General features: G+C 66.7%; 10 protein-coding genes. 4 read left to right on the forward strand and 6 right to left on the reverse strand.

Features of this window, described 5'->3' with window-relative positions; genetic code table 11:
* Window positions 1-424: 424 nt before the first annotated feature.
* Window positions 425-1,402 (reverse strand): 2-oxoglutarate and iron-dependent oxygenase domain-containing protein, encoded by a 978-nt coding sequence (locus tag QP457_RS15325; protein WP_100461028.1) that lies wholly within the window; start codon window positions 1,400-1,402, stop codon window positions 425-427.
* 155 nt (window positions 1,403-1,557) lie between these two features.
* On the opposite strand from QP457_RS15325, the gene QP457_RS15330 reads away from it, so the two are divergent.
* From QP457_RS15330 to galE, 4 genes are all read left to right on the forward strand, one after another.
* Window positions 1,558-3,441: a DUF3413 domain-containing protein gene (locus tag QP457_RS15330; RefSeq protein WP_240196463.1), complete on the forward strand. Its 1,884-nt coding sequence runs from the start codon at window positions 1,558-1,560 to the stop codon at window positions 3,439-3,441.
* Between the two features lie 19 nt (window positions 3,442-3,460).
* Window positions 3,461-4,606, forward strand: coding sequence for a glycosyltransferase family 4 protein (locus tag QP457_RS15335; protein ID WP_100553098.1), 1,146 nt, complete (start codon window positions 3,461-3,463; stop codon window positions 4,604-4,606).
* On the forward strand, window positions 4,599-5,456 hold the full coding sequence (locus QP457_RS15340; protein ID WP_099819051.1) for a polysaccharide deacetylase family protein: 858 nt from the start codon (window positions 4,599-4,601) through the stop codon (window positions 5,454-5,456). Before QP457_RS15335 ends, QP457_RS15340 begins: the two co-directional genes overlap by 8 nt.
* 70 nt (window positions 5,457-5,526) lie before the next feature.
* A complete protein-coding gene (gene galE / locus QP457_RS15345) occupies window positions 5,527-6,534 on the forward strand; it encodes a UDP-glucose 4-epimerase GalE (RefSeq protein WP_205404763.1) in 1,008 nt (335 codons plus the stop codon).
* A gap of 72 nt (window positions 6,535-6,606) precedes the next feature.
* Here the strand turns inward: galE and glmM are convergent, their stop codons facing one another.
* The 5 genes from glmM to trpB form a co-directional block, all read right to left on the reverse strand.
* Entirely contained in the window at window positions 6,607-7,971 is a 1,365-nt protein-coding gene (gene glmM, locus QP457_RS15350; protein WP_205404764.1) for a phosphoglucosamine mutase, read from the reverse strand.
* A complete protein-coding gene (gene accD, locus QP457_RS15355) occupies window positions 7,971-8,846 on the reverse strand; it encodes an acetyl-CoA carboxylase, carboxyltransferase subunit beta (RefSeq protein WP_205404765.1) in 876 nt (291 codons plus the stop codon). The genes glmM and accD overlap by 1 nt, the downstream gene beginning before the upstream one ends.
* A 216-nt stretch (window positions 8,847-9,062) precedes the next feature.
* Window positions 9,063-9,872, reverse strand: a complete 810-nt coding sequence (trpA, locus tag QP457_RS15360; RefSeq protein ID WP_205404766.1) for a tryptophan synthase subunit alpha — start codon at window positions 9,870-9,872, stop codon at window positions 9,063-9,065.
* Between the two features lies 1 nt (window position 9,873).
* Window positions 9,874-10,554 carry a hypothetical protein gene (locus QP457_RS15365; protein WP_100461041.1) on the reverse strand — a complete coding sequence of 227 codons (681 nt, stop codon included), beginning with the start codon at window positions 10,552-10,554 and terminating at the stop codon, window positions 9,874-9,876.
* Window positions 10,551-11,768 (reverse strand): tryptophan synthase subunit beta, encoded by a 1,218-nt coding sequence (gene trpB / locus QP457_RS15370; protein WP_108264918.1) that lies wholly within the window; start codon window positions 11,766-11,768, stop codon window positions 10,551-10,553. Before trpB ends, QP457_RS15365 begins: the two co-directional genes overlap by 4 nt.
* Between the last annotated feature and the right edge of the window lie 51 nt (window positions 11,769-11,819).

Here is an 11,819-nt window from a genome sequence, read left to right on the forward strand (position 1 = left end):
ATTCGCCCGCCACGGAAAGAAAAAAGAAGATCAAAAGCAAAAGCGAAAGCAGAGCTTCGGCCCCCTCCCCTGCTTCAAGATCTGACAGATCTCATCCACGCATGACGTGGATGGATCGTGTCGACCAAGGTCGACACCTACCAACAGCCGCGGGAAATTGTCGGGGGTGGGGCGGTGTGAGCTGGCAGGACCGTTGGCGCCATGGATGGCGCCATCGAGCCCCCAGGAATGGGTTTACGGCGTGTCCTGCCAGCCCACACCGCCCCGCCCAACCCGCAGAAACCCGGAGCTGCTTTGGCTTTAGGCTTTGGCCCTGGCCTCTGCGGGTGCAGGGCGCAACCCTGCCGAACACCCTCCGCTGCGCTCGCCGGGCATGGCCCGGCGCTACCCGTAATGAAAAAGCCGCCTTTCGGCGGCTTCTTCATTACTTCAGCTTGATCTCGCGCAGGCGCTCTTCGAGGAAGCCGTGTGCGGTGATCGGCTCCGGGTACCGGCTCGGGTTCTCCTCGCTGATGCACGAGGGCAGCACGTCGATCAGGAAATCCGGGTTCGGGTGCAGGAAGAACGGCACCGAATAGCGCGGCTGGCGGGCCAGCTCGCCCGGGGGATTGACCACCCGGTGGATGGTCGACGGATACACATGGTTGGTCAGGCGCTGCAGCATGTCGCCGATGTTGACCACGATGGTGTCCGCGTCCGAGGTGAACGGCACCCAGTCCCCATCATGCGACTGCACTTCCAGGCCTGCCGCGCTGGCACCGACCAGCAGCGTGATGAAGTTGATGTCGCCATGTGCACCGGCACGCACGTTCGGGATGTCGTCGGTGGTGATCGGCGGGTAATGGATCGGGCGCAGGATCGAATTGCCGAAATTGGTCTTGTCGGCGAAGAAGTGCTCCGGCAGGCCGATGTGCAGGGCCAGGGCCGACAGCACGCGCGAACCCAGGTTGTCCAGCGCCTGGTACAGGCCGTAACCACGCTCACGGAAGCCCTCGACCTCGGACGGCCACAGGTTCGGCGCCATCACGTCCCGGTACTTGGAGTCGTCGGCGATCTCGCGGCCGATGTGCCAGAACTCCTTCAGGTCGAAGTGCTTGGAGCCCTTGGCGGTCTCCACACCGAACGGGGTATAGCCACGGGCGCCGCCGCTGCCCGCCACGTGGTACTTGCGCTTGGTCTCATCCGGCAGTGCGAAGAAGGCCTTGAAGACGTCGTAGGCCGCATCGATGTCGGCCTGCGGGATGCCGTGGTTGCGGATGCCGGCAAACCCCCATTGGCGATATGCCGCCCCCAGCTCGGCCACGAAGGCGTCGCGGTCACTGTCGAAACGGGTGATGTCGAGGGTGGGGATCTGGCTCACAGCGGTTCCTGGCTTGTCGTTGAGTCGGTACGGGCCCGCCATGTCATGGCGACCGATCTGAACATTGTGACAGATAGATCGGGGCACGCCACCGACACACTGAAACAAACCGATACAATGCGCCACCCGCGCGCGGTTTAACGACTTCGTCACGCCGGGAAACGCCACCCCTTACCCCATCCCAACCCGCCTTCTCCATGGACGCCGCCCTGCCCGACGCCACCGCAGCCGCTCTTCCCGGCCCCGCCCGACGCTGGCGCAGGCTGGCCTGGTGGTCCCTGTTCATCGCGGCCAACGCGGTGCTGGCCGCGATCATCGCGCTGGGCAACGTTCCGCTGCGCGACAACCCCGGCGGGACACTCGGCCTTGCCTATCTGGCGATTGCCCTGCCCGGCCATCTGCTCGCGTTCGGCGCACTGGCCGGCCTGCTGCCGCTGGCCATCGGCCTGTGGCCGCGCAGCGCGCGCGCGCTCAGCGTGTCGGCGGTGATCTGCCAGGGTCTGTGGCTGTGCCTGCTGCTGGTGGATGCCAAGGTGTTCGCGCTGTATCGCTTCCACCTCAACGCGATGGTCGCCAACATGGTGTTCGGCGGCGCACTGCAGGATCAGGTGAGTCTGTCCTGGAAGACCTGGCTGCAAGCGGCTGCCATGGTATCGGCGATCTTCGCCGCGCAGGGCCTGCTGGCCTGGGCCTGCTGGAAGCTGCTGCCCGCAGCGCCGCGGCGGCGGCGGGTACTGCAGGCCTGGGCGGTGATTGCCCTGCTGATGGGCGGCGGCCAGGTCGCCACTGCCTACTACGACGCGCTTGGCGAACGCGCAGTGATCAGCCAGTGGAATTACCTGCCATGGGCGCAACCGATCACCGCCAAGAGCGCGATGCGCCGCTTCGGCGTGGTCAGCCAGCACCAGGTCGGCCTGCCCGATCCGCGCCATGCCCAGCTCAACTATCCATTGCAGCCGCTGCGCTGCCAGAGCCACCAGCGGCCGAACATCCTGATGGTGGTGCTGGAGTCGGTGCGCCATGACGTGCTCACCCCGCAGTTCATGCCCAACGCATCGGCACTGGCCCGCTCCTCGCGGGTGTACGAACATCATTTCAGCACCGGCAACGCCACCCGCTATGGCCTGTTCGGCCTGCTGTATGGCCTGCCGGGCGGCTACTGGCCCAGCATGCTCGACGAACAGCGTGGCTCGCAGCTGTTCAAGGTGCTGGGACAGCAGGGCTATGACCTGCATCTGTATGGCAGCGCGCCGCTGTACAGCCCGGAGTTCGATCGCACTGCGTTCGCCGATGTCCGCGACCAGCTGCACCAGGGACCGTCCGAACTGACGTCCGACGGCCGCGATGCCGCCATCGTCGCTGGACTGCAGAAGGACATCCGCGCCAGCCAGGCTGCACAGCGCCCATGGTTCGGTTTCGTGTTCCTCGATTCCACCCACGCGCCTTACCACATGCCGGCCGGCTATCCGCCGCTCGCCACGCCGATGGCCGATGCCATCGATTTTCTCAAGTTCGGCCCCGAGCACGATCCAACGCCGGAATTGAACCGTTATCACACCGCGGTGCATTACGCCGACAGCCTGATTGGATCACTGCTGGATGATCTGCGCGCACAGGGACTGGACCAGGACACGATCGTGCTGGTGACCGGTGACCACGCCGAGGAATTCAACGACCTCAAGCTCAACTACTGGGGCCACAACGGCAACTTCTCCAACTACCAGTTGCAGGTGCCCTTCGTGCTGCATTGGCCCGGCCAGGGTGGCGGCCGCGACGCGCGGGTCAGTTCGCATGAAGACTGGGTGCCGACGCTGATGCGCCACGGCCTGGGCTGCGAGAACGCATTGACCGACTACAGCACCGGCCATGACCTGCTGGCTGCACCGACCGGCAAGCGCGCGCTGGTGGTGGAAAGCTGGTCGCAGCGCGCGGTGCGCAATGGCGAGGCGATCTACGTGTTCGACAAATTCGGCAATGCCACCGCGCTCGATGCGCGCTACCGCCCCCTGCCGCAACAGACCCCCGACGCCGCCAGCCTCCGCGCGGCATGGGAAGCGCTGACGCGCTTCCGCAACCGCTGAATCCAAGGACCGATCCACCATGAACCGTCCGCTGCGCATCCTGCATACCGAAGCCGCCAAAGGCATGGGTGGGCAGGAGATCTACATTTTCCGCCACATGCAGGTGATGCGCGCGCGCGGTCATGACGTCGCCCTGCTGTGCCAGCCGGACGCGCGCCTGGCCACCCGCGCGCGCGATGATGGCTTCACCGTGCATACGCTGCGCATGGGCGGCATGGGCCGGCTGCTGCGCGGCATCTGGTCGGTGTCACGGCTGGTGCGCCGCGAGCGCTACGACGTGGTCAACACCACCAGCCGTCGCGATGCATTGATTGCCGCCGCGGGTGCACGCCTCGGCGGCACACCGCTGGTGGTGCGCTCGCGCCACCTGATGAGCCCGGTGAATTCGCTGCTGACCTACACCGGCCTGCCGCACCGGGTCATCACGGTAAGCAACTTCGTCAAGCAACTGCTGGCGGACCGCGGAATTCCCGCCGACCACATCGGCATCGTGCCGCCGATGGCGGTTTCTCCAACCGGCATCGACGCCGCGCAGGAGCCGTCCTGGCAGGCGCTGCAGGAGACGCGTTCACGCGTGCGCGCCGAGCTCGGATTCGACGAACAGGACATCGTGGTGGGCTGCGTGGCCGTGCTGCGCGAACCCAAGGGCCACGCCGAACTGCTGCAGGCCATGGTGCCGCTGTGCAAGGCCAACCCCCGCCTGCATCTGGTGGTGGTCGGCGATGGCCAGGCCGTGATGCAGCGCCTGCAGGCCACCTGCGCCGAACACGAGCTGCAGCGCCAGGTCCATCTGCTGGGCTTTCGCAGCGATGCCAGCCAGCTGATGCCGGGCTTCGACATCTTCGCGCTGGCCACACACAAGGAAGCATCGGGCACGGTGTTCCTGGAAGCGGCACAGGCGGGCCTGCCGATCGTGTCGCACCGGGTCGGTGGCGTGCCCGAAATGCTGGTGGAAGGCAGCAATGCCATCCTCACCCGGCTGGGTGACAGCGCCGCCCTCACGGGCGCGCTGCGGCTGCTGGTGGACGATCCCGAGCGTCGCCGGCAGATGGGACGTTCCGGCTGGGACTGGATCCGCAGCGCAAAGCGTTTCAGCCCCGAAGGCCACGCTGAAGCCACCGAACACTACTACCACCAATGGATGAAGGAGCTGGGTCATGGCTAATGCCAGAACCGTACCGGTGCTGATGCATCATCACGTCAGCAACTCGCCCGGCATGATCACGGTGTCGCCGGAAAATTTCGAAAGCCAGATCGCCTGGCTGGCGCGCACCGGCTGGACTTCGTTGACGCTGGACCAGTACGCCGGCTTCCTGGCCGGCAAGCCGGTGCCGCGCAAGTCGATCGTGATCACCTTCGATGATGGCTACCTGGACAACTGGGTCTACGCCCACCCGATCCTGCAGAAGTACGGCATGCACGCGGTGGTGTTCGTGGTGACCGGCTGGATGCACGAGGGCCCGATGCGCCCGCATGCCGGCATCACCGGTGCCACGCTGCCGGAAACGCCCGAGCATCGCGCCTGCGAAGACCTGATCTACAAGCAGGGCCGCAGCGACGAAGTGATGATGCGCTGGAGCGAAGCACGTGCGGCCATCGAGGCCGGCACCTTCGAGATCCATTGCCATACCCACACCCACACGCGCTGGCTGCGCCGCCAGGACCTGGACCGCGCCCAGCGCCGTGCCGGTATCAGTGGCGACCTTTCGAAGGCCAGGGAAGTGCTGCTGGAGAAGCTGGGCGAGGTATCGGACACGCTGTGCTGGCCGTACGGTGATTTCGACCAGGACTACATCGAAGTGGCACGTGAGCAGGGGTTCCGCTACCTGCACACCACCCATCCGTTCGGACGCAACGTGGTCGGCGGCGATCCCGAGCGCATCTACCGCTTCGCCATCCGCAACCGGCCGGCAAGCTGGCTGCGCAAGCGCATCGCGTGGAGCTACAACCCGCTGATCGCACCGCTGTTCAATGGCTTCAAGGCGCGGCAGAAGAAGATGGTGCCCGGGCCGTGATGGCGCTGCCAGCACTGGGCTGACACGGCTTCGGCAAGGAAGCTCCAACAGAGTGGAAGGACTACAGGAAATGAACGTTCTGGTTACCGGCGGCGCTGGATTCATCGGCTCCCACACCTGTGTGGAACTGCAGCAGCAGGGCCATACGGTGGTCGTCGTCGATTCACTGTGCAACAGCGACGCCGGGGTGATCGGCCGGATCGGCGACATCACCGGCATCACGCCGCTGTTCGTACAGGCCGACGTGCGCGACCGTGCGCGGATCACCGCGGTGCTGCGCGAGCATTCGATCGATGCGGTGCTGCATTTTGCTGCGCTGAAGTCGGTTGGCGAATCGCGGCAGATGCCGCTGGACTACTTCGACAACAACATCAGCGGCACCCTTGCCCTGCTCGGCGCCATGCGCGATGCCGGCGTGGGCACGTTCGTGTTCAGCTCGTCGGCAACGGTGTACGGCGACCAGGACCATTGCCCGGTGGCCGAGACGGCCTCGACCTGCGCGATGACACCCTATGGCCGTTCAAAGCTGGTGGTGGAGCAGCTGCTGTCCGACCTGGTCAGTGCCGATGCAACGCTGCATGCGGCAACGCTGCGCTACTTCAACCCGGTGGGTGCGCATTCAAGCGCTCTGATCGGCGAGCTGCCGCACGGAACCCCCAGCAACCTGATGCCCTACATCGCCCAGGTCGCTGCCGGCCTGCTGCCCGAAGTGCAGGTATTCGGCGATGACTACCCGACCTGCGACGGTACCGGCGTACGCGACTACATCCATGTGGAAGACGTGGCGCGGGCCCACGTGCTGGCGCTGCAGTACCTGCGCGACAAGCGCCGCAGCATCACCCTGAACCTGGGCACCGGGCAGGGCCACAGCGTGCTGGAACTGATCAAGGCCTTCGAGCAGACCATCGGCCGGCCGATTCCGTTCCGGATCACCGGTCGCCGCACCGGCGACATCGCGGTGAGCTTTGCCGACCCGTCCCTTGCCCTGCGCGAGCTGGGCTGGACCGCGCGCCATGGCCTGGCGGACATGTGCCGCGACACCTGGAAATGGCAGACGGCGATGCCGCGCAGCGCCTGATACCTTGCTTGCGCCAGACAGCAACATGGCCGCACAGGCGGCCATGTTGTCGGTTCGATCCAGCGACAGGGCTCAGGTCGCAGCCGCTGTCCTGACCGCCGCCGAAAGCCGATCCAGGGTGTCCTGCATCAACGTCGCGTCATCGGCCTCGACCGTGACCCGCACCACCGGCTCGGTGCCGGAGGGACGCAGAAAGGCACGCCCTCGACCGGATACCGCCTGCTGCGCTTCGGTCAGCGCAGCCTGCACGCTCTCGGCCTGCACGGTGGCCTTGGCCGAGACATCGCCGAGGCGCACGTTGACCGTCTTCTGCGGCACCTTGGACAAGGGCTGCAGCGCTTCGCGCAGGTTCTTTCCCTGCTGCTTCAGCGCCACCAGCACCTGCAGGGCACTGACGATGCCGTCACCGGTGGTGGCCCGGTCCAGGCACAGCAGATGGCCGGACGCTTCACCACCGAGCACGCCGCCTCCCTCCACCAGCGCCTGATGCACGTAGCGGTCGCCGACGTTGCTGCGCTGGAACGGAATCTGCAGTTCGGCGAGGGCCTTTTCCAGACCGAAGTTGCTCATCAAGGTACCGACCACCGGGCCGTGCAGGCGACCTTCGGCCTGCCACGCGCGCGCCAGGATGTACACCAGATCATCGCCGTCGACCGGGTTGCCGCGGTCATCGGCCATCAACACCCGGTCACCATCACCGTCGAAAGCGATGCCCAGGTCGGCGCGGGTCTCACGCACCTTGGCAGCGAGGTTGTCGATGTGGGTCGAACCGACGCCGTCGTTGATGTTGACGCCATTGGGTTCGGCACCGATGCCGATGACCTCCGCACCCAGTTCGCGGAACAGCAGCGGCGCGATCTGGTAGGTGGCGCCATGCGCGCAGTCGAGCACCAGGCGCACGCCGCGAAGATCGAACGAGCGCGGCACGCTGGACTTGCAGAACTCGATGTAACGGCCGACGGCCTCGCGTGCACGCGAGGCCTTGCCGAGCTTCTCCGAAACGGCCGTGGTGAACGGCACGTCCAGTGCAGCCTCCAGCGCCAGCTCGGTGGCATCGTCGAGCTTCTCGCCCTGGGCGGAAAAGAACTTGATGCCGTTGTCGTAGTGCGGATTGTGCGACGCACTGATGACGATGCCCGCATCCACGCCGAGGGTGCGGGTGAGGAAGGCAACGGCCGGGGTCGGCATCGGGCCGAGCAGCTGCACGTCAGCCCCGGCAGCGACCAGCCCAGCTTCCAGCGCCGCTTCGAACATGTAGCCGGAGATCCGCGTGTCCTTGCCGATCACCACGATCGGACGGCGCCCATCCTGGCCACGCTGGGCGACCAGCACGCGGCCCAGGGCGTTGCCCAGGCGCAGCACGAAATCAGCCGAGATCGGCCCTTGGCCGACCCGACCGCGGATGCCGTCGGTACCGAAGTACTTGCGGCTCCCCATCAAACCTCCTCCGGTGCCGGCTCGCGGCGCAGCATCGCCAGCAGGTCGGCCAGGCGGTCGCGCAGTTCACGGCGGTCACAGATCTGGTCGATGGCACCGTGCTCGAGCAGGAACTCCGAACGCTGGAACCCTTCCGGCAGCTTCTCGCGCACGGTCTGCTCGATCACGCGCGGGCCGGCAAAGCCGATCAGTGCACGCGGTTCGGCGATGTTGATGTCGCCCAGCATTGCGAACGACGCCGACACACCGCCGGTGGTCGGGTGGGTCAGCACCGAAATGTACGGCTGCCCGGCTTCACGCAGTTTGCCCAGCGCGGCCGAGGTCTTGGCCATCTGCATCAGCGAGAACAGGCCTTCCTGCATGCGCGCGCCACCACTGGCGGAGAAGCACACGTAAGGTGCGCCAATCTCGGCGGCAGTCTCGGCGGCAAGGGTGAAGCGCTCACCGACCACCGAACCCATCGAGCCGCCCATGAAGGCGAAATCGAACGACGAGGCCACCAGCGGACGGCCCTTGAGCAGGCCGCGCATGGCAATCAGCGCGTCGTACTCACCGGTGTTCTTCTGCGCGATCTTGATGCGCTCGCCGTACTTCTTCTGGTCCTTGAACTTCAGCAGGTCGGTCGGCCCCAGGCGGGCAGCGATCTCGGTGGTGCTGTCGGCGTCGAACAGCGCGGCCAGGCGCGCACGCGCACGGATGGCCATATGGTGGCCGCACTTCGGGCAGACCTCCAGATTCTCTTCCAGCTCCGGACGGTACAACGCACTGCCGCAGTTGCTGCACTTTTCCCACAGGCCCTCGGGGACGCTGCGCTTCTTGCTGGGGGTGTTGTCGGTGCGGATGCCAGACGGCATCAACTTGCTGAGCCAACTCATGCGGGAGGACACTTCCGTTCAGGGCGGCCCGGGGGCCGCAAAGGCGGACAGTCTAGCTCCGCTTTCCCCGCCCGTGCACCCCCTGCCCGGCCTTGGCCCCGATGGAAAAAACCATGCTGGGACGTACGTTTAGGTGTTGGGGAGTGCCTGCCGCTGGCCGGCAGCGCTTGCAGGCGGGCAGGTACGGAGGATGCCGGCCAGCGGCCGGCACTACCGTTACGCGTCGAGCGCCTGCCGCAGCGGAGCCAGGAATGCAGCGGCGCGCTGCGCAGCCTCCTCGGCGGAACCCGCTTCGGCGAGCACCGCCACCAGCGCACTGCCGACCACCACGCCGTCGGCCTGGCGGGCCATGGCCGCCGCACTGGCTGCATCCTTGATGCCGAAGCCGGCCACCACCGGCACGCTGGCCTTGGCCCGCAGCGCCTGCAGACGTGCACTGGCCGCGTCGCTGTCCAGGCGTTCGGAAGCGCCGGTGACACCGGCAAAGCTGACGTAGTAGAGATAGCCGCGGGCCAGCGCCAGCAGCTTGTCGGCGCGCGCCTCGCTGGTGGTCGGCGATGCGAGCAGAACCAGTGCCAGGCCTGCGGCATCGAAGGCCTGCTGGGCTTCAGCGGCCTCTTCCGGTGGCAGATCGACCAGCAGCACGCCGTCCACGCCAGCGGCCACCGCCGCATTGGCGAACGCCACGTAACCGTGGATCTCCACCGGGTTGAGATAGCCCATCAGCACCACGGGCGTCTGCGCATCGCGTTCGCGGAACCGCGCAACCGCCTGCAACACATAGCGGGTGCCCGCGCCGCGGGCCAGCGCACGCTCGGAGCTGCGCTGGATGGTCGGGCCGTCGGCCATCGGATCGGAGAACGGCACGCCCAGTTCGATCACATCGGCACCGGCCTCGACCAGCGCGTGCATGACCGGCACCGTGGCTTCCAGGGAAGGATCACCGGCGGTGATGAAGGGGATCAGGGCCTTGCGCTGCTGCTCGCGCAGGCGCTGGAAACAGGCATCGAGTCGGGATACGGACATCTCAGGCACATCCTTCAATCAGTTCAATCGCTTCACTGGTTCCCCAGTACATCTGGAGGACCTTCCCTTCAAACAGTTCCACGCGGATGCCGAGGGCCGAGCCCGGGTCCTGCCAGGTCAGGTATTCGCCCTGCTCGCCGTCGTAGGCATGCGGGCTGGACACAGGCGGCTTCGGGAACCGGGCGACCGCCTGGGCGCGGGTCATTCCCACGCGCAGGCCAAACGGGCCGGGCTGCTCGGCTGGCGCCCCGCTGTCCGGATCCAGGCCGAGGTCGAAACGAACCACGCGGTCCTCGTCGGTCATCATCGACACGCCCGCCGGCAGGGCCGTGCCGTCGTAATACTCGCAACTGCCGCCGAGGGCTTCGACCGCCCCTTGCGCCGTCCACGGCCCGAGTGCCTTGAGATCGTTCAAGTGCTGGCCGATCAGCACCTCGCCGGCATGATCCAGCGCCACCGAGACCACGGCCGGGCCCTCGTCGTCGCCCTCACCTTCCGCTGCGGGCGGGTCATCAATCGGCGTGCGCGCCAGAGGGTCGACATCTTCATTGGCGGCGGCCTGCTGCGCAGGCTGCGTGGTTGCCTTGGCCGCCGGCGCCAGTACGGGCGGCTCCGGCGGCTGGCACGCGGCCAGACCGAATGCCAGCAGCAGTACGCTGCTGTTGCGCATCAGCGCACTCACAGCACCAGGCCTTCGCGCGCCGCGATGGTATGCACGTCCTTGTCGCCGCGACCGGAGAGGTTGCACAGCACGATCTGGTCACGCGGACGCCCGCGCGCAAGCTTCATCGCCTGCGCCAGTGCGTGGCTGGACTCCAGCGCCGGCAGGATGCCCTCGGTGTGGGCCAGCAGATGGAAGGCCTGCAACGCCTCTTCGTCGGTGATGCCGACGTAGCGCGCGCGGCCGCTGTCGGCCAGGAACGCATGCTCGGGGCCGACGCCCGGGTAGTCCAGGCCGGCCGATACCGAATGGGTCTCGATGATCTGGCCGTCGTCGTCGCACAGCACATAGGTGCGGTTGCCGTGCAGCACGCCCGGACGACCGGCGGCGATGGAGGCAGCGTGGCGGCCGGTGTGGATGCCATCGCCGGCGGCTTCAGCGCCGACAATCTCGACCTCGCGGTCGTTGAGGAAGGCATGGAACAGGCCGATCGCATTGCTGCCGCCGCCGACGCAGGCAGTGATCGCATCGGGCAGGCGACCGTACTCGGCCAGCATCTGCTCGCGCGCCTCGCGGCCGACGATGGCGTTGAAGTCACGCACCATGCGCGGGTACGGGTCCGGGCCGGCGACCGTGCCGATGATGTAGAAGGTGTCCTGCACGTTGGTGACCCAGTCGCGCATCGCCTCGTTGAGGGCGTCCTTCAGGGTGGCCGAGCCGGAAGTGACCGGTACCACCGTCGCACCGAGCAGCTTCATGCGGTAGACGTTGATCTTCTGCCGCTCGATGTCGGTGGCGCCCATGTACACCACGCACTCCAGGCCCAGCCGTGCGGCGACGGTGGCGCTGGCCACGCCATGCTGGCCGGCGCCGGTCTCGGCGATGATGCGCTTCTTGCCCATCCGTGCAGCCAGCAGCGCCTGGCCGATGGTGTTGTTGATCTTGTGCGCGCCGGTGTGGTTCAGGTCCTCGCGCTTGAGCAGGATCTGCGCGCCGCCGACGTGGTCGCTGAGGCGTTCAGCATGGTAGATCGGGCTTGGCCGGCCCACGTAATGGGCCAGGTCGCGGTCGTAGGCCAGCTGGAATGCCGGGTCCTGACGGGCCTGGTCATAGGCCTGAGCCAGTTCCTGCAGCGGGCCAACCAGGGTTTCGGCGACGAAGCTGCCACCGTAACGGCCGAAGTGGCCCTGGGCGTCAGGGAATGCGTGGAAATCGGCAATGGGAGAGGCAGACATGGAGACGACCGGTCGTTCAGACAGGTGGATACTCTAGCGCACGGATTGTGT

Source organism: Stenotrophomonas sp. As-7, from assembly GCF_030291015.1.
GTDB classification, from domain to species: Bacteria; Pseudomonadota; Gammaproteobacteria; order Xanthomonadales; family Xanthomonadaceae; genus Stenotrophomonas; species Stenotrophomonas lactitubi.